Origin of the sequence: Bradyrhizobium sp. Gha (genome assembly GCF_900113735.1) — a bacterium.
Classification (GTDB): Bacteria; Pseudomonadota; Alphaproteobacteria; order Rhizobiales; family Xanthobacteraceae; genus Bradyrhizobium.
In genome coordinates, this window is sequence record NZ_FOQM01000037.1 from 31,136 (window position 1) to 55,848 (window position 24,713).

The window sequence follows — 24,713 nt, forward strand, 5'->3', positions numbered from 1 at the left end:
GCTGAGAGCGGGCCAGAGCGGACGCGTCGAACATGCCTTCGGCGATTGAGCGGACCAAACGCACTGAGGGACAAATGACTGAGTCGATCTCTGCCGCACTGAAAGCATTCTCTGAAGGAGAGATCATCGTAGTCACGGACGATGATGATCGAGAAGGCGAAGGAGATCTCGTCGTCGCAGCATCGCTTTGTTCAACCGAAAAGATGGCGTTTATTATCCGCCACACCTCCGGAATCGTCTGCGCTCCTATCCCGTCCGAGCTTGCGCGTCGATTGAGGCTAGATCCAATGGTCATCGACAACGACTCTAACCACACCACCGCTTTCACTGTCTCGATCGACTACAAACCTAATGGTGGGACCGGGATCTCAGCTGAAGAACGCGCATCCTGTTGCCGGGCACTGACTAATCCCAACGTCGGCGCAAACGATTTTGCACGCCCAGGCCATATCTTCCCTCTTGTTTCAAAGCAGGGCGGCGTCCTGATGCGATCGGGTCATACCGAAGCTGCGGTCGACCTGTGCTGGTTGACCGGATTGGCTCCGGTCGGAGTCATCAGTGAACTGATGAATGATGACGGATCCGTGATGAAGGGCTCGCAAGTTCGAGAGTTCGCCGCCAGGCACGCTTTGAAGCACGTAACGATTGCCGACATCATAGGCTTCCGGCAGGCGCGTGAGAAGTTGGTTGAAAGGATCTCAAGTGTAACCGCCGACAGCCCGATCGGGCCGCTACAGGGATACTCGTATCGTACGCCATTCGATCCGATCCACCACGTGGCTTATGTATATGGCGGGATCGGAGACGGCAAAAACGTACTGACGCGATTTTACAAACCGAACATCATACGGGACATGTTCTCGGGAGAGGCCCAAGCAAAGATGAACGTCGTACTTCAACGCTTTAAGGACAACGGAGGTGGTGTACTTATTTATCTAAGAGACGGCGCGGCTGGTGTTCCACTAGAACCCCTGCTCCCATCGTCCTCTTCGGAAGAGCACCGCAACCGGCAGTGGCGCGAGATCGGCGTTGGCGCGCAGATATTGCGCGATCTTGGCATAACCTCAATCCGCCATTTGACGTCGTCCACCCATCACTTCAAAGGGCTTGCAGGATTCGGCATCGAAATCATCAGGAGCGAGCAACTCTGATAAACTTGTTAAGGACAGAGCACGCAGCGCCTTCGCGACCACGCCGTTTCGCTCAAGGCCGCGAGGCGACATGCACCTCTGACCCCCGTTCGCCTCGCTTGACGCCATCGGAGAAATACCGCGCTGGCGATTTACCAAGCGCTTTCTTGAACATCGTAATAAATGCGCTGACGGAGTCGTAACCGAGAACCTCGGATACAGATTGCACGGAGTCTCCCGCGGAGAGTCGCTGAAGCGCAATGATAATGTGCAATTGTTGGCGCCATCGACTGAACGTCATGCCGGTCTCTGCGACGACGAGGCGCATCAAGGTTCGCTCCCCCAAGGCCATCGCCTCGGCCCATTCCGTGACTGTGCGGCGATCCGCCGGGTTCTCCATCAAGGCATCTGCAATCGCACGCAACTTTGAATGGCGCGTAACCGGCAGATGCAACTGCTCTGTCGGCATCTCGATGAGTTCGTTTAGCAAAACCGCGACTATATGGGCTGTCGGACCTTCCTCATCATAGAGGGGTGCCAATGTCGCCAGACGATGAATAACCTCATGCAGCAGAGGAGTGATCGACAACGTGCAACACTCCTGCGGAACGGACGCCGCATTCATATCCACGTACAAGAAGTAGATACTGGCATTGGCTGTCGCGCGGTTGCTGTGCGGCATACCGCCAGGAATCCATACGCCGCATCGCGGAGGCACCATCCAAAGTCCACTGGGGACCTCGCATGTCACGCTCCCCCGTTGGGCCAGAACCAACTGCCCTTTCCGATGTGTGTGGATCGGAATTTCGTCCTCTTTCTCCTGCGTGTCGACCATGAGTGCGACGACCGGACGGTCGAGCGAGTCCGGATCCATCTCATGAAAGTACCGAAGTAGCGAGCCGCGCATTGTCATCTTTTAGCAATTATTTGGTAAAGTAGCGAAATTCGTTGGGAGCCGCAAGTTCTATCGTTCCGGTGCTTGTCAGACCCGGAATTCAAACGATGAATCGAACCCTCCTCTCCCGCATTTTTGGAGGCGCCATTTTTGCCGGCAGCTTTGACCCCAGATGGGCGCTGTTTTCGGCCAACTCGTTCATCGCAGCGATGCTCGCTATCTACCTGGCGTTTCGTCTGGGTCTGCAAAGGCCCTATTGGGCGATGCTCACTGTCTATCTCACTGCCCAGCCGTTCGCCGGCGCCGTTCGTTCGCGCGCCGTTTACCGCTTGCTCGGCACCCTGCTCGGCTCCAGCGCAGCCGTGGCTTTTGTCCCATTGCTGGTCAATCAGCCATTCCTGATGACGGCCGCCATCACGAGCTGGGCCGCGTTTTGTCTGTACGTTTCCCTCCAGGATCGCACTCCCAGCAGCTACGCCTTTCTGCTGGCCGGCTATACGGCGACGACCGTCGCGTTCTCGAGCGTAGCCGCTCCACATCTGGTGTTCGACGTCGCTCTGGCCCGCGTCGAGGAAATCGTGCTCGGCATTTGCTGCGCAACAGCCGTTCATACCCTGCTGTTTCCAAGTGACGTCACCGGCGCCTTGATCAGGTCAATTGATGCAGCGGTTCATGCTACCTGCGCTTGGACGACCGAAGCCTTCCTCAATCATTCTCCCACCAAGGCTAACGCGGCACGCTGGCGGCTGGCTTCTGACGTTACACAGTTCGAAGTATTGTCGACCCATCTTCGTTACGACACAGGAGCAGCGAAACCGCCGATCCGGGCGATTCGAGCCCTGCAGGACAAGCTCGCGCTCGTTCTTCCAACACTGACAGCGATCGAAGATAGGCTGGATGCGCTGGGGGAGCGGCGTACGCCGGAACTGGATCAGCTTCTCTCAAAGCTAGGCGAATGGGTGCGGACCCCACCTCTATCGCAGCACAGCGCAGACGACCTGATGCGTCTCTGCGCAGAATTCAAGGTTGCACCTTCTGCCACACAAAGCGAATGGGATACGCTTCTCGTATCCAGCTTGATAGCCAAATCATCGGCGATGATCGAAACATTGGCCGCGATCCTGGAGCTAAATGCGGTTATCCATGGATCCACAGTTGTTCCCCAGCTGGTGCTGGTGACGGCATCTGCTTCCAAAGTCCATCGTGCCAAGAGAACCCTCCATCGAGACCAGCGTCTCGCGGCGTTATCCGTCGCCGCTTTTTTTGCGGCGGTCCTTGGCTGCGCCGCGGTCTGGATTGCCACGGCATGGCCCGAAGGAGGCATCGCCGCGCAAATCGCAGCTATTGCTGCAGCGCTCTACAGTAGCCTCGACGATCCTGCACCCACGCTGATGTCCTACACCGTCTGGACCATGGCGTCGCTGCCTATCGCAGCCATCTACCTCTTTGTCATTTTCCCAGCAATCGATGGGTTTCCCATGTTGGCGGCCTCGCTGGCGCCCCCGTTTCTCATCATCGGCTACCTACAGGCCAACCCGCGTCACATTGTAAAAGCGTTGGCTCTCGGGCTCGGTTTGATCGGGGCGCTCGATCTGCAGAACAGGTTTCTAGCCGACTTCGTCTCGTTCGCTAACGTCGATGCCGCGTCGCTCATCGGTCTTATGGTGGCGTTCCTGGCAGTTCGCGTATTTCGCAGTGTGACCGCAAAGCACGCCGCCAAACGCCTGATCCGGCACGGCTGGGTCGATCTGGCAAACCTCGCTAGAGCCCGCAGACCAATGAACCGAGAACGCTGGGCGGCCGTAATGCTGGACCGTCTGGGCCTGGTCGCTCCGAGATTGGCCCTCTCTGGCTCGGATGTAGAAACAGAAGCTGGCCGCTCGCTCGCCGCTCTGCAGATGGGACTGGATCTGCTCGACCTGAAATCGAGCGTGACGAACGCGAACGACCAACGGAGCGAACGTCTTGAATGTCTTCTTACCAAACTGGCGCAAGCCTTCCGATGGTTTGCAGCTGGGAATAACGAGCTTCGTCCCGTTGAAAGGCAGGCATTGCGCGCGACCATCGATTCAGAACTCCGCGAATGCTGCAAATCGGGCGCCGCTATCCAGCTAACAAGGCTCGTCTCGCTGGTTGGTTTACGCCGCGCGCTGTTTCCCGATGCACCTGCTCCTAGCTCTGATGGAGTTGTGTGATGACCGAAGAGATCAACGTCGCGGGTGTTTTTGTACCGACCTTTGTCGTCGCCTGTATCTTCGCGCTCGGGCTAGCGGTGGGACTATCCGCAACGCTCAGACGCGTTGCTTCATTGGAGATCAGGAGCTTCGCATGGCACCCAGCGCTATTCGATTTCGCAATCTTCGTGATCCTCGCGGACATCTGCTACACACTATTGGGAAGGTTTCTGGCATGACCAACGCACGTTCGATCGCAGCCATCGCTGTTACGGGTCTGGCCGTCGCAATTGCGGCCCCGATTGGTATCCACTTGTGGGACCACTACGAGGAGGCACCCTGGACGCGTGACGGCCGCGTCCGCGCCGACGTCGTAGCCGTGGCTTCGGAGGTCCCCGGCCTGGTCCAGGATGTTCTGATCAAGGACAATCAGGCGGTTCGCAAAGGTGACGTGCTCATCCGACTGGATCCACAAAGATTCCGCCTCGCCGTCGAGCAGGCAGAAGCCGTGGTCGCGAGCCGCGAAGCTGCCCTTGAAAGGGCGTCGAATGACCGTACCCGCTACGAAAAGCTCAGCGATGGCGTTGTCTCTCAACAGCAGCGCGAGACGGTTCGCGCGGCTGACCTCCAGGCCAGGGCAACTTACAATCAAGCTCTTGTGGATCTGGAAATAGCACATCTCAACCTGATCCGATCAGAAATCCGCGCACCGGTGAATGGTCTTGTAACGAACTTCGATCTCCGGCCGGGCACTTATCTGCCGCCCGGACGAGGCATACTGGCCCTGATCGAAACCGGTACGGTGCACGCGGAAGGCTACTTTGAAGAAACGAAGCTCGCACGCATCCATGTAGGCGATCCTGCCGACGTCATTCTGATGGGAGGCCCGAGGATAAGGGGAGAGGTCGAGAGCATCGCCCACGGAATTGAAGATCGCGAACGGAGTTCCGGCGCGAGCATGCTGGCTAACATCAATCCCACCTTCTCATGGGTCCGACTTGCACAGCGAATTCCCGTACGAATCAAGCTCGATGTGGAACACACGGATGATCTGATCGCTGGGCGAACCGTCACAATTCAGATCGATAGCAACAATAGCGCCATTCCAACGATTACGACAATGTTCGCGACACGTCTCTTGCGTTTTTTTCCGGGACGCATTGAATCTGTAACAGCACCAGACAGTGATCAATCGTCCACGAAAAGGTGAGGTGCCGGCCGGCTGCTCAACCCTGCTCGCCTATGTCATGTCGCCGTTGGGTCGCCAGCGGATTGCCGCCCCTCTTCTTCCAGCCAATCGCAAAACACGGCAGTTTGTGAACCGCTTTCGCTCTCTGCGGGCAGGTACGCGAAGTAGCTCCTTGCTGGAAGGCTGACGTCTGGAAACGGCGTGATCAAGCGGCCCGCGGCGACCTCATCGCTGATCAGAGCAGTCGGTCCCATTGCTACGCCCAAACCGTCGATCGCCGCCTGGATAGTCAGGAAGAAGTGATCGAATGTTAGCGTCGCCATCGCGGTAAGGCGAGGATGTCCGGCTTTCGTCAACCAATCTTGCCAAAGCCGCGGCATCGACGTGACATTCAGCAATGTGTGCTGCGTGAGATGGGAAATTTCCTCCAGGGGAAGTTTGGTGACCAGTGCCGGGCTGCAGATCGGCAGGCGCCGCTCCGAAAGAAACAGCCGCGACGTGAAGCCATGGAATGAATCCGGGCCGCCACGGATGACCACGTCAAACGTATCCGCAAGCGCATCGATCGGCTCGTTCGACGTGGTGAGGCGGACTTCGATGTCCGGTCGCTCGTCACGGAAACGGCTTAGCCGCGGAAGCAGCCAGCGCATGCTAAAGGTCGCCAGCGCATTGACGCGCAGCACGGCGGCCGGCCCTTCCCCGTGGGTTGCACGATGCCGCTGGACGGCGAACGCAATGCGGTCGAGCGCCGGGCTGATCTCTTCGAATAGCGCCGCGCCGGCAGGCGTGAGAGTGACCTGCCGCGTTGATCGCCAGAATAGCGCCGGCGCCCCCAACCGGTCCTCAAGCAGGCGCACCTGCTGACTGATCGCGCCATGCGTCACGCCCAATTCGCTGGCCGCCTCCTTGAAACTGCCAAGGCGGGCTGCCGCTTCGAAGGCGCGGACGGCATTGAGAGGCGGCAAGGTCCTGCGTCGCGCGGAAATCCCCATCTGATAGAAATCCTAACTCATCGATCCAATATTAGTGGTTTGTACAGGCCACCTTAATTGCCCAGGATGGATTCATCGCAATTCCCCAGCGCACCCGGGCAATATCTCGCAAGGCCAATGCATAGATTTTCTATCACTGGAGGAACTCCCCGTCAGTCCGGAAACCGGCGGAATGAATGACGCAGCCACTCCCGCAGCGAGCCGTCCAGGCGAACCTGCTTCAGGCTTGTCGGCCTCGACGAAATCCCGCAGGCTGCTGGCGGCCTGCCTCACCCAGGCAGTTCATGACGGCTATACTGACGGTCTCTATGCCTTGCTGCCGGTCTGGCAGGCGCAGTTCGGCCTGTCCTATGCGGCACTTGCCGTCGTGCGCGCGCTGTATTTCGGGACGATGGGGGTTATGCAGATTCCGGCCGATCGAGTTCTTCGCGGCCGTTCGGCGCGCGGGGCGCTCATCATATCCACGGCCGCCGCGGCGGCGGGTTTACTGATCATGGCACTGCCGTTCGGCTTTACGGGCCTTTGCGTCGGGGTTGTGGTGGCTGGAATCGGATCGAGCATCCAGCACCCCCGCGGCTCGATGCTTGTCACGGACAGCTATAGCCCGGAGTCGCGAGGGCCACTCGGCGTCTACAATTTCTCCGGCGATCTCGGAAAGGCCGTGTTGCCGGCCCTTATCGCAGTGCTCCTGCCGGCCGTCGCCTGGGAATGGGTGCTGGGCATGATAGCCGTACTGGGGCTGGTCCTGGTGGTCGCGCTGGCGTCACTCGCGCCGACCGCGTCCGGGACGTGGAGTGTGCCGCGGGAGGTGACGCCTGGTCGTGGCCGCCGCGGTTTCGTCATCCTCACGACAGTCGGCGGGCTCGATACGGCGACCCGCATGGGCTATTTGCTCTTTCTGCCCTTTCTCATTCACGGAGACGGCGGCCGCCTGCCCAGCGTTGGAATCGCACTCGCCCTTCTCTTCACCGGCGGTGCGTCGGGCAAGGCGATCTGTGGCTGGCTCGGGGAGCGACTGGGTGTTGTCGCGAGCGTCATTGTCACTGAAGCCGCGACAGCCTTGCTGATTCTAGCGACGCTGTTCACGCCACTGACACCAACCCTCATCCTGCTGCCACTGCTCGGCATCGTGCTAAACGGCACCTCTTCAGTGCTCTATGGCTCCGTGCCGGAGCATTCCGACGGCGATACTGGGCAGGCATTTGCGATCTTCTATACGAGCGTCATCGGCGCTGGAGGTCTCGCACCGATCCTGTACGGCGCCATTGCCGATCACAGCAGTCGAACGATCGGCGTGCTGACTTCAGCTGCGACCGCCGCCCTGATCGTCCCACTCGTGCTGCTGCTGCGACGCGATCTGTGCGGCCCAATCACGGGATCCGTTTGATCACGGCCCGTCCTATTCCGGCAGTCGCGGGCCCTGGTTCATCTGTCACCAAAAGAAAGCACGTTAAATGGATATCATCTCGGAGGTGCCGCTCATTCTTATAACCGGTGGAAGCCGTGGGGTCGGCGCGGCGACTGCGCGGCTTGCTGCCGCACAAGGCTACGATGTCGCGATCACCTTTGTTTCCAACGAAGCTGCTGCTCAGGCAGTAGCCGCTGATGTGCGAGCTGCGGGACGCCGGGCGCTGGCTGTGCGCGCGGATAGCGCGGATCCGGAACAGGTGGGACAGCTCTTCGCGGCAATTGACCGGGAGTTCCGCCGCCTCGATGTGCTTGTGAACAACGCAGCCGTCCTCGCGCAGCAGTCCCGTCTGGAGGAGCTCGGGTTCGAGCGCATGCAGCGGATCTTCGCCGTCAATGCAATCGGTCCCATTCTCTGCGCACAGCAGGCCGCCAAGAGGATGTCCTACCGTCACAACGGGCGGGGCGGCGCCGTGGTCAACGTCTCGTCGGCTTCAGCTCGTCTAGGCAGTCCGGGCGAATATGTCGACTACGCGGCATCAAAGGGCGCTCTTGAGACATTCACGATTGGCTTTGCCAAGGAGGTCGCGCGAGACGGAATCCGCGTCAATTGCATTCGCCCCGGACACATCTATACCGAGATGCACGCGAGCGGCGGAGAGCCGGGTCGCGTGGATCGCGTCAAGGACACGATTCCGATGGGACGGGGCGGCCAGCCTGAAGAGGTGGCACGCGCAATCCTGTGGCTGGCTGGCGCCGAGGCCTCGTTCGTTACTGGCACATTCCTGGATGTCACTGGCGGCAAGTGAGCAACAACACCTGCTCGCGGCTTGTCGCTTCTGTCCAGAAGGCGCTCCAACTGCCGCAGAAGCCGCTTCACCGGCTCTCCCGTTCGATCGCACGCGGGGTGGCCTGCATGCCGTTGGCCGTCCGGACAGAATCTCGTCCTTGAAGATGTGGCGCAGCCTGAAGAGCGCATTGCTCATTGCGGGTTGACTAAGGCCAATCCTGTCGGCAGACGGGTTAGGTGAAGGTCTGTGATCAGAGCGACCAAAGGTTAAGCAACAGATCTGAGGTTCATGACATACCGTCATCGATATCACGAATGATGCAGCCTATGAAATCCACAATACAAATCCGGATCAATCGGCGTCAACGCCGCTCTCGGCGAAGTACAGGTAACCGGATCCAAGACAATGATCGGCGGCAGTCGAGCAGCGCGCCCCCAAACTCATAGATGTCAATTGATGAGGCGGACTACATCATTTCTCAGCCAGCGCTGTGCAGAAACATAAGTTCGTGGGCACAACGCTAATCGCGGGCGGCCTCTTTAGCAACTCCAGCTCTTCTGCACGCTGTGGTTCGACGCGGTACTCCGCCAGCAAAAAATGAGCTGGAGCGCTGAGCTCGTTCGAGTTAAGTCGGGACGAACAGCTCTCATGCGAGTGAGACCCACCTCACCGAAGCTACGCTAAAGCGCGCATTACCAGCCGATTGCCCTACTCCCACTCTATCATTTCGGACACCGTGTCGTAGTTGATTTGCAAGCATATTTCTTCAAGTCTGACGGACAAATGCCGACCGTATACCCACCGCAATTTCGTGGTCTTGAATTCACAGAAACATTTGCGCCGTCGCGCTTCGGCGATTGCGACACCTGTCGGAGTCAATCGACTGATCAGCGCTGCCAGCGTGGTCAAGACTGCCGCTACGACGTTGGAGGTGGGCGTGTGTTCAAATACCGTCAAAGATCAGGAGTGCGCCGGTCCGTCGTTCGATGGTTCGTACCTGCCGTCGCTGCCATAGCGTGACTGACATGCGGCCCGTTGATGTGGGGTACCTTCAAGTTTTCGGCTGAGGACCGCGTGCCCTGAATTGCAACGTAGCCATGAATATTCACTGAGTGCCAGAATTCTCGACGAAATAAGATCTTGGCTCTCGATAGGAGCGCCCATTTTTGGCGGAAGGGATGTCAGTCAACCGTTCACCTTTTTCGCTCAGCCTGCCCTCGAACCACGGTGCCTACTAATGTACATCCAACCGCTCTTTCATAAGTTGATACGTAGCTCATAGTGCACCAGCCTGAACCAGCCTCGATCGTGCTATTCTTCACATGCATGGCGACAAGAGCAGCTTTGAATCCAACGAATGTTCGAACCATCTGCTGAAGCATAGCCGTTCTCACCTGGGCATCAACGTGCATTCGAGTCGCAGCGCACCTCGGCTATACTCACTGCTAAGCGAAGCACGTTCCATTTTCCGTTTATTTAGACGAGGAAAATGCCTGCTACTCTCCCGCCGACATGCCCTACATTGACGAGCGGCCGCAGATAAGCAAGGACTTGATCTCACCGGCATGATGCTCATGCCAGACCCAAGTGCTGGGGCTCACAACGACTTGCCCCATGGACCGGCCAGGGAGGCGGCCGAATCTCGATTGTTGCGCCCTATGTCGACTGCGTAGATCACTTCCTCGAGCGAGGCTTTGAGGCAGGCAACAAGTCGGTGCAGACGCCTTCGAACACTTCCGCCGCCATTCCTATGGTCTCCCCTAGCGTCGGATGAGGATGAATCGTCCTTCCGATGTCAACAGCATCGGCCCCCATCTCGATAGCTAGACAGATTTCGCCGATCATATCCCCGGCATGAGGCCCTACGATCACCCCGCCCACCACACGATCGCGCTCTGCGTCGAAGATAAGCTTCGTCATTCCATACGCTGCATCAGATGCGATTGCCCGTCCCGATGCGGCCCACGGAAATTTTACCGATCGGACAGTCTGGTCTGCCGCCAAGGCGTCGCGCTCAGAGAGACCAACCCACGCGATTTCCGGATCGGTATAAGCAACGCTAGGTATGATCTTCGCATCAAAATTGGTCTTCATTCCGGCTGCAGCCTCGGCCGCGACATGTCCTTGATGCACGGCTTTGTGCGCTAACATCGGATCTCCGACAATATCGCCGATGGCAAATATGTTCGGGATTTGAGTCCGCATCTGTTTGTCGACCGGAATAAAGCCGCGCGCGTCGCATCGAAGCCCTATCGATTCCAATTGGAGTGAGTCGGTGTTGGGCGTTCGGCCGGCGGATTGAAGGACGAGATCGTAGGAATATTGCTCGACTGACTCACCTCTGATGTTTACAAGAATGTGGTCGGTTTCGATTGTAGCCTTCTCCACCGACGCTCCAAGCCAAACGTGGCCAAATCGATGCGCATTCCGCTTTCGCCAAATCGAGACTGCTTCGGGATCGACACCGGTCAATAGTTCGGGCAATCGCTCCACGACGTCGACGCGAGCTCCAAGGGCACTGTAAACGGTAGCCATTTCGAGTCCGATGATGCCACCGCCGACAACAAGCATTCTCTTTGGAACAGATCGCAATCCGAGAGCACCCGTAGAACTGACAACGCGTGCATCTAGTGGCAACATCGGTAGGCGAACGGCCGATGATCCTGTGGCAATTACGCACATTTTGAAGCGGACCGACCGCATCTTGCCTTCGTCCGTGCTCGCGATTAGATGATGCGCAGACGCAAACTTGGCAGATCCTTCGATGATTTCGACTTTGCGTGCCTTCGCCATTTGGCCCAGACCGTCCGTAAGACGTTTGACGGTACCGTCCTTGAAAGACCGCAGGGCGCCAAGATCTATTATAGCTTCTTCGAAGCGGACGCCGTGCGCGGCTATGCGTTGGGCCTCTTCCTTGACTGCAGCAATATGGAGAAGCGCCTTCGATGGGATACAACCAACGTTGAGACATACCCCACCGAGCACGCTATGGCGCTCCACGAGCGCCACTTTCAGTCCCAGATCAGCGGCGCGAAAAGCCGCCGAGTATCCACCCGGACCTGCTCCGATCACCACTAAATCGAACTCGACGCCAGGGACGATTTCGCTTTGCCGCTCAATTGGCGACGTTCCAAGCGATCGCGGAGTCGACGATCGCGATATCTTAGCGATAACCGTTCCTTTCGAAACCTTATCGCCGACCGCCAATGCAACGCTTTCAATCCGCCCTGCCCAAGGTGACGGGACTTCCATTGTTGCTTTGTCCGATTCCAGCGATAGGAGCGCTTGCTCCTCAACAATATGATCACCCTCTTTTATCAGGACCTCGATAACCAGAACGTCCGCAAAATCGCCGATATCCGGGACGCGGATTTCAATTATTTCATCCATACGCGAACCTCAAAGTGAGAGACGACGCAGATCGCTTAGCGTCCCTGCCACATGCCCCAAAAACCTAGCTGCCGCGACACCGTCGACGACTCGATGGTCCCAAGAAAGACTGATTGGCAACATGAGCCTCGGCTTGAAGGAAGCTCCGTCCCAGACCGCCTCCGGACTCGATCGGCCAGCACCTAAGATGGCTACCTCTGGCGCATTGATGATTGGCGTAAATCCCGTGCCGCCGACGCCGCCCGATGATGAGACCGAAAAGCATCCACCCTGCATGTCGGTCGCCGGCAACGTGCCAGCAACCGCTTTGTCGGCGAGGGAGCGCATTTCCAATGCGATCTCCGAGAGTCCCTTCTGGTCGCAATCCCTAATGACCGGGACCAACAATCCTTTAGGCGTATCAACCGCAAAACCAACGTGGACGTACTTCTTCAGGACCAGATCTTCACCGTCCAACGACGAATTGAAGCGCGGATACGCTTTGAGAGCGAGGGCGGACGCCTTGATAAGAAGCGAAACTATAGTAAGCTTCGCGCCTTGGTTTTCTCCGCCATTTACTGCTTGCCTGAACTGTTCAGCATCAGTTACATCGGCTTTGTCGAAATTGGTGACGTGAGGAATTATCTGCCAGTTGCGAGACAGGTTTGCCCCGGCCAACCTCTGAATTCGCGTGAGGGCGACCCGCTCAACCGAGCCGTACTTTTCGAAGTCTGCGCGAGGCCACTCTAGGGCGGCACCTGACCTTGCCACGGCCCGACTCGGTCCTGCGTCCGAACTGAGGCCCCGCTTAACGTAAGCGGCAACATCTTCGCGCAAGATACGCCCCTTCGACCCGGTGGGCTCGATGTTTTCTAGATCCACCCCGAATTCCCGCGCAAGCGCTCTCACCGAAGGAGTTGCGTGCGCGTCGACATTCGAGACTCTGGCAGAAGCTTCCGCCGTAGGCTTTATAGCCTCCGCCAATTCCGCGACCGGCCCCTCCGGAGGGGAAGTCGACGGAAGTTTTTCCGACGCTTCGACTAAACGACCATTGCCGGCGGTGGTTTCGTAGATGATTGCTAGTGCAGTACCGCGCGAAACGCGGCTTCCGACCTCGACTTTCAGTTCCTTTACAATACCAGCGGACGGCGATGGTACCTCCATTGTCGCCTTATCCGACTCGATCGTCAGCAATGGCTCATCGATCGAGACCACGTCGCCAACCTTGACGTTGATCTCGACGACAGGAACATCCTTGTAATCGCCGATATCTGGCAGAAACACGTTGACTAACTTACCCATAGCAAGTTTCCCTTCGCCTCAAACCGACCATGGCGACGGAGTGTCGACGGCTACGCCGTATCGCGAGATCGCTTCAGCGACCCGCTGCTTATCGACAGCGCCCGAGCGCACCAAGGCTGACAAGGCCGCGACGATGACTTGATGTCGATCTACCTCGAAGAAGGATCTAAGAGCCGATCGCGTGTCGCTCCGGCCGAATCCATCGGTGCCGAGTACTGTACAAGGCGCCTCGATGTACGAGGCCACGAGTTGGGGATACGCCCGAACATAGTCAGAAGCAGCCACGACCGGCGCATCCCCGGAAAGACATATGCTCAAATGACTCTTCGCCTGCTCGGCCAGGGGATTCAGGCGGTTACGCCTTTCGACCTCGCGCGCGTCGCGAGCCAACTCGGAATAGCTGGTCGCCGACCAAATCTCGTGTGAAATCCCCCAATCGCGCTCCAACGCCTTTCCCGCCTCGATCACCTCGGGGAGAATAGCTCCGGAGCCCACCAGTCGCACATGCGGCACTCCATCCGCCGCCGAGCTACGGCTAACGCAGTAAAGGCCCTTGATAATGTCCGACTGGATATCCTTTGGCAGAGAGGGCTGCGGGTAATTCTCGTTCATTACCGTCAGGTAATAAAATTCATCCCGCCCCTCTTCGAGCATTGCCCGCATACCGTAGTCGAGAATAACGGCGACCTCGTACGCAAAAGCTGGATCGTACGCCCTGCAATTTGGAATGGAGGCAGCCATAATGTGGCTGGATCCGTCTTGATGCTGAAGGCCTTCGCCGCCAAGTGTGGTACGCCCTGAAGTTGCACCGATTAGAAATCCTCGGGCTCGTTGATCCGCAGCGGCCCATATAAGGTCACCGATGCGCTGAAATCCGAACATCGAATAGTAGATATAGAACGGCAACAGCGCGAGACCATGGACGCTGTACGAGGTTGCGGCAGCGGTCCAGGATGAAATTGCGCCCGCCTCCGTGATTCCTTCCTCAAGGAGCTGGCCGTCAAGCGCCTCTTTGTAGTAAAGCATCGAGCCAGCGTCTTCTGGTTCGTACAACTGCCCGACAGGCGAGTAGATACCTACTTGCCTGAAAAGATTCGCCATTCCGAACGTTCGCGCCTCGTCTGCGACAATAGGAACCACGCGCGGGCCGATCTCTTTTTCCTTGAGAAGGTTGGAGAAGAGCCTCACGATAGCCATCGTGGTCGACATCTCCTTTCCATCGCTCTTCAAAGCGAATTCTGCATAGGCTTGAAGGTCCGGTACACGAACCGGTGGTGCAGACCGCCTTCTCGACGGAAGGTATCCTCCGAGCGCCTCACGTCTTGCACGCAAGTACCTCAGCTCTGCGCTATTATCGTCCGGCCGATAGAATTCCAGACGCTCGACCTGTTCGTTGCTGAGCGGAATCGAAAACCGGTCGCGAAAAGCGTAGAGCGCCTCAACGTCCAGTTTTTTGGCTTGGTGCGATGTCATGCGGGACTCGCCGGCGCCGCCCATACCGAACCCTTTTTTGGTCTTCGCCAAAATGACCGTTGGCCTGCCCTTAGTTGCCTTGGCAGCAGCGAAAGCCGCGAAGAGTTTGCGAAAATCATGTCCGCCGCGTCGTAAGGCGTCGATTTCTCGGTCAGACATGTGAGAAACTAGCGCTCGCACCTCCGGATCTTCATTGAAGAAGTGAGCAAGATTGTACGCGCCATCCTTTGCGCCGAGGGTCTGATATTTGCCGTCGACCGTAGCCGCGAAGCGGCGAAGCAGCGCGTGCTCGGTATCACGGGCAAAGATCTGATCCCACTCCGATCCCCACAGCACCTTTATCACATTCCAGCCGGCACCTCGGAAGAGCATTTCAAGTTCTTGGATCACCTGGCCGTTTCCGCGAACCGGGCCGTCCAGACGCTGCAAGTTGCAATTAATGACGAAAGTCAGGTTATCCAAGCGCTCGCGCGCAGCGATCGACAAGCCCGCGATCGACTCGGGCTCATCCATCTCACCATCGCCAAAAACGCCCCATACATGTCGGCCCTCGGTAACCGCCAAACCGCGGTGCTGCAAATACCTCATGAAACGCGCTTGATAGACTGCGCTGATAGGACCAATGCCCATTGACCCCGTCGGCACCTGCCAAAAATCCGGCATCAGCCAGGGATGAGGGTACGAACATAATCCGTCGCCGCTCAATTCTTGGCGATACCGCTTGAGTTGGTCTTCAGTCAGGCGACCTTCGAGGTAAGCCCGCGCATAGACCCCTGGCGACGAATGCGGCTGGAAATAGATGACATCACCCTCTGAGCACTTCGTTGACGCGCGGAAGAAGTGGTTGAAACCGATCTCGAATATCTCCGCGGCGGACGCATAGCTCGCGATGTGCCCCCCGAGTTCTCCGTAGGCCTTGTTGGCGCGCACGACCATCGCCAGTGCGTTCCAGCGAATTATCGCGGTGATACGCGTTTCGATGTCGATATCGCCAGGGAATGGAGGTTGCGACTGCAACGGAATCGAGTTGCGATATGGTGAAAACGGCAGCGCTTCCGAAATTACACCGAGCTCCTTCGCGCGTGCGTCGAGAGCGGACAGGACGAATCGAGCCCTTCCGACTCCCCCATTGCGGTAAAGGGTTGCGAGTGAAGCAAGCCAATCTGCGGTTTCCATCGGATCGACATCTTCAATTGCGGACGTCGCGTTCTTGCGGGCGGTCTCGACATCGTGGATCATTGAGCACTCGTCATGCATTGCTTTGAGATCTACTAGCACCACATGCGAAAGCACGTCATACTGAAGACGTTGCGTGAACCACCCAGAACCGCTACTCCTACTGCAGAGCAGAGGCGTTTAAGCACATTATGCCGCTTCCGAAATTTGATGCGATCGACCTAAAGATTCTGACGCAGCTCCAGCAGGACGCCAGCCTATCGAACGTAGACTTGGCTGCGCGAGTTGGCCTCTCCCCGTCGCCCTGCCTGGCGCGCGTCAAACAGTTAGAGGCAGGCGGCGTAATTTCACGTCGTGTGACTCTCCTCGATCCAGTTCGCCTCGGATCTGCTATCAGCGTGTTCGTTCATGTCACCTTGGAGAAGCAGACGGAGGGGCGACTTAACGTGTTCGAGCAGGCAATGGCGACTCTGCCTGAAGTGATGGAGTGCTACCTGATGTCGGGAGATTCTGACTATTTGCTACGAGTTGTAGTGCGAGACGTTGTCTCGTTGCAGCAGCTCATAGTCGAAAAGCTCGCCAAAACGGCGGGGGTCGCGAACATCCGCTCCAGCTTCGCGCTCAAGCAAGTCAAGTACAATACAGCGCTTCCGATCGAGACGCTGGTTGACTTCAAGAGGACCAAGTCCAGTAGCTCGAGTTCACCTTAGCCTAAGATCCAAGGGCCGCTTCGAAGCCCAAACGAGAGTGTCGAGCCCCCTCGTTGCTTCACGCTTCCGGCGGTTGCCGCGGAAAAACTCTTCGCACGGGCTCGCGTCTCCGACCGAGCGCCATATCTCACGCATTTCGATCACACGTCGCTCCGCAGCGAGCATATCGCGCGTGGGAACGCGCCAGCTGTTTACAGGACGCGCTGCAATCCTGGATCCGACGGTGCGAATGAGAGGTTGATCTAATACGAGCAAGACTACTCCCGAACAGCATGCAATTGCTCATTGTGGATCCCACTCGTCGCGGTGTAGGCGACAAGCACTGATCTTCTTCATGCCGCACCGCCGTCGATTTTGCCAAGCGGGATCACCTCGGCGCTTTCGACGAGGTCAGGTATCTCGGTCAATAGCGCCGTGATATGAGGAGCGGCAATGTGCTTATCTAAAAGTTCGCGGCTTTCCCACTCTTCGGTCCAGACGAAGCGGCGTGGCTGGTCAAGGTCGCGGTTGAGCTGATAGCTGATGCAGCCCTCTTCCTTGAGAGTAGTCGCGATTGCGCCGCGGAATAGGGTTTCGAGCTTTTCCTCCGCGCCGGGCTTAGCGACGAAGATGGCGACCAGGGGAATCGTCATAGGCAGCTCCATAGATACTGCTGATTGGTTGCGGAAAGCCGATAACAGCGAATCCGTGCGAGAATGGCCTGCGCTTTTTGCAACACGACCCGCAATCACGGCCATCACGAGTACCTGTCTGGCAAACCACTGCAGCGGCACACGATCGAGGGCGCAGCGGTCGGTATCGTCCTGCTCCTAGTTTTCCGGGTCAATCGCGGCAGACGGCGTGCCGCCCGCCTCGATCGCTTCGCCCGCAGCGAGGCACAAATCTTCTCGGTAGCGGCCCGCCACCAGTTGCACACCTACCGGGACCCGTCCGACCAGTCCGGTTGAAACCGTTAGCGCTGGAAGGCCCATAAAGGGAATGGCAATCTGTGGCAGCTGGGCATGCCACACCCGCGCGAATGACGCAGCATCCTTTAGGTCGAGATGATCGGGAAACGGCAGTTCGCCTGATACCGGCATCAGCAGCACCGGATATTTGTCAAGGAAGGCAAACCACGCACGCGTCAGCGTATCGCGCCGCGTCAACGCCTTCGAAAGATCGAACGGATGTACCTTGTCGCGGATACCGCGCAAGCAGGCCAGCGCGCCTGGATCGCCCTCGCGCTCGGCCATTTCGAGCTGGGCCTCGTAGCCATCGCCGAGCCAGAGCTTAGTCAGGATATCGGCTGGCTCGTGCATGGATGGGGTATCTTCAATCTTCTCGACGAGCCAGCCTGCGCGTTGCAGCCGCTTGCCGGCGTCCTCCACAGCGGCAACCACCTCGGGCACGGGGTTGAGGCCATCGGGGTTTAGGCACATCGCTACTCGTTTCGGCCTTGGCGGTCCTTCGAGCGCCACTGGCGCGTACCAGGGGTCGCGAGCATCGGGCGCCGACATCGCCGCCAGTGAAATGCGCAGATCGTTGATGGTGCGCGCCAGGGGACCGGAGACCGCCCCGATCTGCGGACCTATCGGACGCCCTTCTGAGCAAGGATTGAAGGCCGGGATGCGGCCCAGGCTGGGCCGCAAACCATGCACGCCACAGGCATAGGCGGGATAGCGGATCGAGCCCGCTATATCGCTGCCGTGGGCAATGTGCCCAATGCCCGTTGCGACTGCCGCACCCGCGCCGCCGGACGAACCGCCTGGTGTGATACCCGGATCGCGCGGGTTCTTGGTATCGCCATGGATGAGGTTGGTGGTGAACCAGCGGTAGGATGCGGTTGGGCAGTTGGTGCGGCCGAGCAAGATGGCGCCGGCCCTGCGCAGATTAGCGACCGCCGGATTGTCGACCCTAGCGATGTTGCCGCGCTGCAGCTTCATGCCGTCCGTGGTGGCAAAGCCTTGCTGGTCGGCACCGATCTTGATCGTAACGGGTACTCCGACCAGCGGCCCCAAATCATCGCCACGCGCAATTGCCACATCGATAGATGCTGCCTGCGCCACCACGTCGTCGCGCCGGTGATCGACGACCGCGTTGATCTTTGGATTGACCGCGTCAAGCCGGGCAAGCCCCGCCTCCGCAGCTTCTTTCGCCGAAACCTTTTTCGATTTGATGAGGCCGGCGAGTTCGGTGGCCGACAGACGCCAAAGATCTTGCAAGAGATACTCCACTGCTCTCATTCATCGGGCGAGTCGATCATCGCCAAAGAAAACTCGCGATCACCGTTCGACGATGAATCGATCACCGCTTACCGTCGGCTGTGATCTCTGTGCGAGACCTAAAAGCTCTCGAAGTCGCGGGCAACGTTCGAATTGTGTGGTGGAAGAACTGAACGCAGTGCGACACTTGCCATAGCTGGATTTTGCGCAGGCCAAACGATCGAACCAGGGTCTCCCGTGAGACGCAGCGAATGAAGTACGCGTTGAGCCTCTTTCGTCCTAGCTGACGTCACGCCCCTGGCGACATGTAAGTCCGCGATCAATGACGCTTCCGGAGACCCCAACCGGCGGCTCCACGAGCTCGTCGCGCCGTCCACGATTGGGCAAGCCTGGCTGCCTTGATATATCCTGAGCTCGATAGCTGATGCATACCAAACAGCATCACCATCGACTCGCTGCCTTGGTGGCCGGTTGTGGAGGACAAGCATGCCGTCAGGCCCTTGTTCGATTTCCCCCCATGTGGGAGGCGTACGAATCTCGATCGGCCCGTAGCAGACGGTTCGCCAGTCCCATCGGAGCGCGCGGCGCATTGCACGCGAGTGGTTGCCGAGGCTGCTCGCCGCATATCCGAAAGCAAAGGCTCCTGCGGCCGCAGGAAGCAGCAGCAGGATTGCTGGGACTTTTTTCAAGGGCGCGAGAATAGCTTCCCCCCACGCTTGGACAGCACATCGATGTAGACGGCGAGCATTAGAACAATCCCGCTTGTGATGTTTTGGTAGGCCGTCGGCACATTCAGCAACGAAAGACCATTTGCGAGGCTTTGCATTAGTAGCGCGCCCAGTAAGACGCCGGAAACGGTGCCGGTGCCGCCATAGAGACTTGCTCCGCCAATGACAACAGCCGCGATCGCGTTCAGTTCGAGGAACAGACCGGATTCTGGCGGCGCGGAGCCGAGCCGTCCAACCAGGATCAGTGCCGCGACGGCGGTCAACACTCCGATGAGGACGAATGAAATCATCAGGTGCATGGTGATGGGTATGCCCGCTGACCTAGCGGCGTCGCGATTGCCGCCAACCGCATATACATGACGCCCCCACACGGTGTTGGTCAGCATCCACGAGACTAGCGCCGCCGTAGCCAATGTGATGGCCACCGGCACGGGTAACCCGCGATAAGAGAGCGTCGCCCAGCCAAGCAAGATCACACTGGCGAATCCCAAGCCAGCTCGAACGAATGCACGCCGACGTTGGCTGTCCTCTCCGAGGTTACGCAGCGGCCAGAGTGATATGATGGCAGCCACTGCGATAAAAACCCAGAGCGCAGGCCCGGTAACAAAGGCTTCGCCGAAGAAGCGGATTTGGTCGGAAACGCCAGTGATAGTACGCCCGCCCGAGAGCGCAAGCGCCAATCCTCGAAATAGCATCAAGCCACCGAGGGTTGCCACGAACGACGGAAGACCGAAGCGAGCAACCCAGATGCCGTTCCACAAGCCAACGAGGATCCCCATACAGAGAGCTACCGCGATGGATCCCCAGACGCCCACAACGCCGCTCACCTCGATCATAGCGATCACCGTAACGCAAAGGCTCAGGAACGATCCTACGGAGAGGTCGATTTCGCCCTGGACGACGACCACGAGCATCCCGATGGCAACCATGGCAGTCATGGCGGTCTGCCGCATGAGATTGGTCAAATTTCGGTCGCTGACAAATACGCCGTCTGTCAGAATGGAGAAGGCGATCCAAACGATCGCGATCGCCAAGAGCAATCCTGCGGCCGACCGCAAGAGGGAGATGATTGAGTTTGCCCGGGGCGGCGGCGCGGGCCTCGCTTCTGAAGAAGTAACCGCAATCGCGTCGCTCTTCGATTCAGCTATCGTTGTCATTGCAGTCCCATCGTTGAGTTTATTGCAGCCCGCCCGCTAATGCGAGCAGTTCGTGAGAGTTGGTGTCTTTCGATTTGATTAGCGCGACTTGCCTTCCATCGCGTAGCACCAAGACTCGGTCGGAAAGTTGTAGCGCCTCAGACTCTTCCATTGTCGCGTACAGCACGGCAGTTCCGGTGGATGCGAGCTTTCGCACCAGCCGATACACGTCTTGCTTTGCGCCCAAGTCGATTCCGCGCGTTGGCTCATCGAGCAAGACCAGACGCGGTTCGTTGATGAGAGCTCGCGCCAACAGAACCTTTTGCTGGTTGCCACCACTGAGGGCCGTTATCGGCTGATCCGGTCCCTGCGTGCGAATGGCTAAGTCGCGGATCATCGATCTGCAGAGATCTGCGCATCTTGCAGGATCAACAATAGGCCCCTTCCGACGTGGAGGTCCGCGATGCCAGCCCAACATCATGTTTTCCAACACAGAAAGTTGTGGCACGACGCCATCGCGCTGGCGCTCGGCTGAGACATAGGCAACACCGGCTAGGATCGATTCGCGTGGACTTCGCGGCCGGAACCGGACGCCGGCCAATTCGATCACGCCGCTCGTCAGTTTCGGCATGAATCCGTACAGCGACTGCAGGAGCTCAGACTTTCCCGCCCCTAGGGGCCCGTAGACTGCAACGATCTCGTTCGCCGCGACCTCTAGGTCGATTGGGCCAACGTCGCGCGGAGATTCTAAGGACCGCGAGAGGCTCCATCCGTTGAGCCTTACCGCCGTTTTGCGCTGCCCTGAAGGCGCGCTTCGACCGGCCGAAATGACATTGTCCCGGCCGCTGCCGAGCATAGCCCGCACGATCGCTCCATGGTCGAGAGCCGACTTTGGCGCATCCAATGCGACACGGCCATCACGAAGCACAACAACACGGTCACAGACCCGCAAGATTTCATCGGTGCGATGAGAGATGAAGATAATGCCCGCGCCCTGAGCGGCAAGCTCGCGCATACGCTGGAGAAGCACTGTGATCTCACCAGCACCGAGCGCCGATGTCGATTCATCGAAGACGAACACTCGACTACCACTCGCAATCGCGCGAGCGATCTCCACCTGTTCCATCATAGCGACTCCGCCCTGCCCGGCGAGCTGCGCTCGCGTATCAATTGCTAACCCGAGCCTGCTCAATGCGGCGTCCGCTCGAGCGTGCAACCCCTTCCAATCGATAATGCCGAAACGAGAGGGCTCGATCGCGAGCATCACGTTCTCACCGATAGTCAGCTGGGAAACAACGGAACCTTCCTGGTGAACGAGAGCAACGCCGGCACGATGGGCATCTCTTGAGTCGGTGAACGCTGCCAATTTGCCGCTGCAGGTCACGCTCCCGCGGTAAGATCCATACGGGATCTCACCGACGATAACCTTTGCAAGCGTACTCTTTCCGGCACCATTTGCCCCCATCAAGCCGACAACCTCTCCGCCCGAGACGTCGAAGCTTACGTTGTCAAGAGCGCGGTTGGCGCCGAACTCGACGGTAATTCCGTCGAGTTGCAGCAATTCGCCGGCATCGTTCCCGCTTAAGGTGGCTGATGCCACGGACGCGTCCATTTGCGTTTACCCTGCCTTGAGGCCGATATCTTCCGGCTTCAACCAATCGGTCAGTTTGAGAAAGTCAGGCAAAGTCTCTTTGTTCACAACTCGTGACTGAATCCGCATTCCCGGAATTTTCTTGCTGCCCACATCAAGGGTCTCGTTGGTTTTCGGCACCTCACCCCGAGTAAGGGCCAACGCTGCCTCTGCGGTGACGCGTCCCATTTGGATGAGGTCAGTCCAGGCGCTCATTGCCATGTCACCCCTGACGATCGCACGAGCGCCTTCGGGCCATACATCCTCTCCGCAAAGCCAGACTTTGCCGTTCAATCTCTGCTCCGTCAGCGCCTGGAGCGCGCCCAGCGCCAAACCTTCCTCGTTAGAGACTACGGCCTGGATATTGTTGTTGTTTTTCGTCAGTGCATCCTCGATTTGCTTGAGAGCCGACTCTTGGCGCCAATTATCGTGCCATTGGTGCGACACGATTTTGATCTCTCCGGAATCTATGTACGGCTTGAGAATTCTTAGCGCTCCCTCAGTCTTTTGACGCGCCACGTCTATTCCTTCAGGTCCGCTGACGAGCGCCCAATTGCCCTTTTTAGCCTCCTTTAGGGCCTGCTTGGCTTGAAGTTCGCCAACAAGATAATTGTCGCGCGCCGCCCAATAGTCGATCGCCGGAGAAGGAATGACATAGTTGTACGAAATGATCGGAATGTTAGCCTCGCGCTTGACGCGCTCGACAATCTTCTTCGCCGCCTCGACGTTCACCGGAATAATCACGAGCACTTTGATGCCTTGAGAGAGCATGGCGTCAATCTGGGTGTCTTGGGTCGCAACGTCTTCATTGGCGCCTTGAATTATGTATCGAAGCCCCAGTTCGTCGGCGCGAGTCTGGAAATAGTGACGGTCATGAGGCCAGCGGAAGGCATCAAAGCTGGGAAAGCTGAACCCAACCAATGGACCAGTCGCGGCGCGCGCCGAAAAGCCGCCCGCGCCGAGGGTTGCAGTGGCAGCGCCATACATCGCGGCTGACTTCATGAGTTCGCGTCGTGAAACGCGGCCCTCAACAAGCTGTTTGGTCAGACCAAGCAAGTCACGCATAAAACCTCCCATGTGCTCTGGCTGCGGAACATTCGAAGGCGGCCTCATCGGGGCACACCAACCATTTATTTATATAGAACATACCATCTAAAAAAAGTTGTCAAGCTTCCACGGAAAAAGTTTTTGCGCTTAAAGCGACGGGTTTGTGAGGGGCAGCCTCAGACGGGCGCGACCGTGTTCGGTCGCATTGATCTCCCAATTCATCGCGGCGTGCCGCGACGCGACGGCGATATCGCGGTAAAGTCGGGCAATCAGGTTGGTCGCGTAGGCCCCCCGCGCTCCGGTGAGATCCCACACCGTTTCAGCCGCGCGCCGCGCGAGCTGCCCGGCATATGCCGAGTTGCAGCGATAGTTTGATCGCTCAACTGGCGTTGGCGAATAGTCGGCAGAGGCCAACTCCATGATTTCCCGGCAATCGGCCCGAATGAGCATCTCGGCGGCCTGCAGCGAAGCTGATACCTCCGCCACCCGCACCTGATGGGTGGCGTAGCTCGCCGTCTCCTCGCTGCTCATCAGGGACCTGCGGTGGCGTGATTGCAAAAGGAAGTTCTCGAACATCGCTTGTGTCATACCGATCAGCGCGGCTGCGAGCAAAATGCCGCTGACCATGTAGATAGGCGGACGGAAGACGGCGCTGCGATTGAGCGCCTTCCCGGGAAAGTCGCCGCCTTTCAGATGCTTGATCGACAAGCTGAGATGTTCGGGTACGAAAAGTTGGTCGACCCGCACGTCGTGACTTCCGGAGCCGTGCAGGCCAATGGGATTCCACGTATCGAGTATCGTGACCAAGCGAGTTGGAACGAGGAAATATCGCTCCTCGTCTGGAGCCGCATCCTGCTCCACCATTCCGGAGAGCAGGCACCAGTCGGAGGGCTGTACGCCGCTGACGAAGGGCCATTCGCCGGTCAGTTCATAGCCGCCCACGACGTTCCGGGCTTTGCCGAGGCGCGGGACGAGAATGCCGCTCACGAGGTTGTTCGGATCGCTCCACACCTCCTCCTGAGCCTGTACCGGCCACCGGGCAATCATATAGTTGTGGAAGATGTACTGGGCTAGGCACCAGGCTGTCGAGGGGCAGCCGCTGGCGACTGGGATCATTACGTCCACGAAGTGCTCAACCGATCCCTCCGCACCGCCGAAATGCTCCGGCTGAAGCAGCCGCGACAACCCCAAACGGCGAAGGTCCTGACAAGTCTCATCGGGCAGGCAGCGATTTCGCTCGGCCTCGTCTGCCCGCTCCTTCAGCGCCTCGATGAGGCTCTGCGCGCTGCTGATCAGGTCTTGGCTGAGCACGCGCTTGCCCTTGAAGTCGTGGGGGCGGATAACGGTCAAGAGTCGCGCTCCG

Annotated in this window: 18 protein-coding genes; 7 read left to right on the forward strand and 11 right to left on the reverse strand. The window is 58.3% G+C overall.

From position 1 onward, the window contains the following. Positions 1–74 precede the first annotated feature (74 nt). Entirely contained in the window at positions 75–1,151 is a 1,077-nt protein-coding gene (gene ribB / locus BM222_RS31870; protein ID WP_092237343.1) for a 3,4-dihydroxy-2-butanone-4-phosphate synthase, read from the forward strand. A 52-nt stretch (positions 1,152–1,203) separates the two neighbouring features. Here the strand turns inward: ribB and BM222_RS31875 are convergent, their stop codons facing one another. Next, positions 1,204–2,037 carry an AraC family transcriptional regulator gene (locus BM222_RS31875; protein ID WP_092237451.1) on the reverse strand — a complete coding sequence of 278 codons (834 nt, stop codon included), beginning with the start codon at positions 2,035–2,037 and terminating at the stop codon, positions 1,204–1,206. 95 nt (positions 2,038–2,132) lie between these two features. On the opposite strand from BM222_RS31875, the gene BM222_RS31880 reads away from it, so the two are divergent. The 3 genes from BM222_RS31880 to BM222_RS31890 are packed head-to-tail and all read left to right on the forward strand — an operon-like array spanning position 2,133 to position 5,409. Further along, entirely contained in the window at positions 2,133–4,220 is a 2,088-nt protein-coding gene (locus BM222_RS31880) for an FUSC family protein (protein ID WP_092237346.1), read from the forward strand. Continuing rightward, positions 4,220–4,438, forward strand: coding sequence for a DUF1656 domain-containing protein (locus BM222_RS31885; RefSeq protein WP_092237348.1), 219 nt, complete (start codon positions 4,220–4,222; stop codon positions 4,436–4,438). Before BM222_RS31880 ends, BM222_RS31885 begins: the two co-directional genes overlap by 1 nt. Then, positions 4,435–5,409, forward strand: coding sequence for an efflux RND transporter periplasmic adaptor subunit (locus tag BM222_RS31890; RefSeq protein WP_092237351.1), 975 nt, complete (start codon positions 4,435–4,437; stop codon positions 5,407–5,409). Before BM222_RS31885 ends, BM222_RS31890 begins: the two co-directional genes overlap by 4 nt. 35 nt (positions 5,410–5,444) lie before the next feature. Here the strand turns inward: BM222_RS31890 and gcvA are convergent, their stop codons facing one another. Next, complete coding sequence (gcvA, locus tag BM222_RS31895) at positions 5,445–6,380, reverse strand: transcriptional regulator GcvA (RefSeq protein ID WP_092237354.1); 936 nt, start codon at positions 6,378–6,380, stop codon at positions 5,445–5,447. A gap of 172 nt (positions 6,381–6,552) precedes the next feature. Between gcvA and BM222_RS31900 the strand changes: the two genes are divergently transcribed. Then, positions 6,553–7,767 carry an MFS transporter gene (locus BM222_RS31900; protein WP_092237360.1) on the forward strand — a complete coding sequence of 405 codons (1,215 nt, stop codon included), beginning with the start codon at positions 6,553–6,555 and terminating at the stop codon, positions 7,765–7,767. Between the two features lie 67 nt (positions 7,768–7,834). Further along, the gene (locus BM222_RS31905) at positions 7,835–8,596 is read left to right on the forward strand and encodes an SDR family oxidoreductase (RefSeq protein ID WP_092237363.1); all 762 of its coding nucleotides are present in this window, start codon (positions 7,835–7,837) and stop codon (positions 8,594–8,596) included. A 1,656-nt stretch (positions 8,597–10,252) separates the two neighbouring features. On the opposite strand, the gene lpdA is transcribed toward BM222_RS31905, so the two are convergent. From lpdA to mdeB, 3 genes are read right to left on the reverse strand one after another with little or no spacing between them, the layout of a single operon-like run. Continuing rightward, positions 10,253–11,968: a dihydrolipoyl dehydrogenase gene (gene lpdA, locus BM222_RS31910; protein WP_092237366.1), complete on the reverse strand. Its 1,716-nt coding sequence runs from the start codon at positions 11,966–11,968 to the stop codon at positions 10,253–10,255. 9 nt (positions 11,969–11,977) lie between these two features. Further along, on the reverse strand, positions 11,978–13,249 hold the full coding sequence (locus BM222_RS31915; RefSeq protein WP_092237369.1) for a 2-oxo acid dehydrogenase subunit E2: 1,272 nt from the start codon (positions 13,247–13,249) through the stop codon (positions 11,978–11,980). 18 nt (positions 13,250–13,267) lie between these two features. Next, a complete protein-coding gene (gene mdeB, locus BM222_RS31920) occupies positions 13,268–15,961 on the reverse strand; it encodes an alpha-ketoglutarate dehydrogenase (RefSeq protein ID WP_092237372.1) in 2,694 nt (897 codons plus the stop codon). 128 nt (positions 15,962–16,089) lie between these two features. On the opposite strand from mdeB, the gene BM222_RS31925 reads away from it, so the two are divergent. After that, positions 16,090–16,608, forward strand: coding sequence for an Lrp/AsnC family transcriptional regulator (locus BM222_RS31925; protein WP_092237375.1), 519 nt, complete (start codon positions 16,090–16,092; stop codon positions 16,606–16,608). 332 nt (positions 16,609–16,940) lie between these two features. On the opposite strand, the gene BM222_RS31930 is transcribed toward BM222_RS31925, so the two are convergent. The 6 genes from BM222_RS31930 to BM222_RS31955 form a co-directional block, all read right to left on the reverse strand. Next, the gene (locus BM222_RS31930) at positions 16,941–17,345 is read right to left on the reverse strand and encodes a putative quinol monooxygenase (RefSeq protein WP_210188525.1); all 405 of its coding nucleotides are present in this window, start codon (positions 17,343–17,345) and stop codon (positions 16,941–16,943) included. Between the two features lie 72 nt (positions 17,346–17,417). After that, complete coding sequence (locus tag BM222_RS31935; protein ID WP_092237458.1) at positions 17,418–18,809, reverse strand: amidase family protein; 1,392 nt, start codon at positions 18,807–18,809, stop codon at positions 17,418–17,420. A 685-nt stretch (positions 18,810–19,494) separates the two neighbouring features. After that, a complete protein-coding gene (locus BM222_RS31940) occupies positions 19,495–20,571 on the reverse strand; it encodes a sugar ABC transporter permease (RefSeq protein WP_210188526.1) in 1,077 nt (358 codons plus the stop codon). Between the two features lie 142 nt (positions 20,572–20,713). Continuing rightward, a complete protein-coding gene (locus BM222_RS31945) occupies positions 20,714–22,273 on the reverse strand; it encodes a sugar ABC transporter ATP-binding protein (RefSeq protein WP_210188527.1) in 1,560 nt (519 codons plus the stop codon). Positions 22,274–22,291: 18 nt separating this feature from the next. Further along, on the reverse strand, positions 22,292–23,368 hold the full coding sequence (locus tag BM222_RS31950; protein WP_092237461.1) for a sugar ABC transporter substrate-binding protein: 1,077 nt from the start codon (positions 23,366–23,368) through the stop codon (positions 22,292–22,294). Positions 23,369–23,497: 129 nt separating this feature from the next. Next, positions 23,498–24,700: an acyl-CoA dehydrogenase family protein gene (locus BM222_RS31955; RefSeq protein WP_092237385.1), complete on the reverse strand. Its 1,203-nt coding sequence runs from the start codon at positions 24,698–24,700 to the stop codon at positions 23,498–23,500. Between the last annotated feature and the right edge of the window lie 13 nt (positions 24,701–24,713).

What these genes read in the sequence shown, in the direction of transcription:
- BM222_RS31915 (WP_092237369.1), bottom strand. Translation starts at nt 13,249, where the DNA reads ATGGGTAAGTTAGTCAACGTGTTTCTGCCAGATATCGGCGATTACAAG.
- BM222_RS31905 (WP_092237363.1), top strand. Translation starts at nt 7,835, where the DNA reads ATGGATATCATCTCGGAGGTGCCGCTCATTCTTATAACCGGTGGAAGC.
- BM222_RS31930 (WP_210188525.1), bottom strand. Translation starts at nt 17,345, where the DNA reads ATGGCCGTGATTGCGGGTCGTGTTGCAAAAAGCGCAGGCCATTCTCGC.
- lpdA (WP_092237366.1), bottom strand. Translation starts at nt 11,968, where the DNA reads ATGGATGAAATAATTGAAATCCGCGTCCCGGATATCGGCGATTTTGCG.
- BM222_RS31890 (WP_092237351.1), top strand. Translation starts at nt 4,435, where the DNA reads ATGACCAACGCACGTTCGATCGCAGCCATCGCTGTTACGGGTCTGGCC.
- BM222_RS31875 (WP_092237451.1), bottom strand. Translation starts at nt 2,037, where the DNA reads ATGCGCGGCTCGCTACTTCGGTACTTTCATGAGATGGATCCGGACTCG.
- BM222_RS31925 (WP_092237375.1), top strand. Translation starts at nt 16,090, where the DNA reads ATGCCGCTTCCGAAATTTGATGCGATCGACCTAAAGATTCTGACGCAG.
- gcvA (WP_092237354.1), bottom strand. Translation starts at nt 6,380, where the DNA reads ATGGGGATTTCCGCGCGACGCAGGACCTTGCCGCCTCTCAATGCCGTC.
- ribB (WP_092237343.1), top strand. Translation starts at nt 75, where the DNA reads ATGACTGAGTCGATCTCTGCCGCACTGAAAGCATTCTCTGAAGGAGAG.
- BM222_RS31900 (WP_092237360.1), top strand. Translation starts at nt 6,553, where the DNA reads ATGAATGACGCAGCCACTCCCGCAGCGAGCCGTCCAGGCGAACCTGCT.
- mdeB (WP_092237372.1), bottom strand. Translation starts at nt 15,961, where the DNA reads ATGATCCACGATGTCGAGACCGCCCGCAAGAACGCGACGTCCGCAATT.
- BM222_RS31950 (WP_092237461.1), bottom strand. Translation starts at nt 23,368, where the DNA reads ATGCGTGACTTGCTTGGTCTGACCAAACAGCTTGTTGAGGGCCGCGTT.
- BM222_RS31880 (WP_092237346.1), top strand. Translation starts at nt 2,133, where the DNA reads ATGAATCGAACCCTCCTCTCCCGCATTTTTGGAGGCGCCATTTTTGCC.
- BM222_RS31885 (WP_092237348.1), top strand. Translation starts at nt 4,220, where the DNA reads ATGACCGAAGAGATCAACGTCGCGGGTGTTTTTGTACCGACCTTTGTC.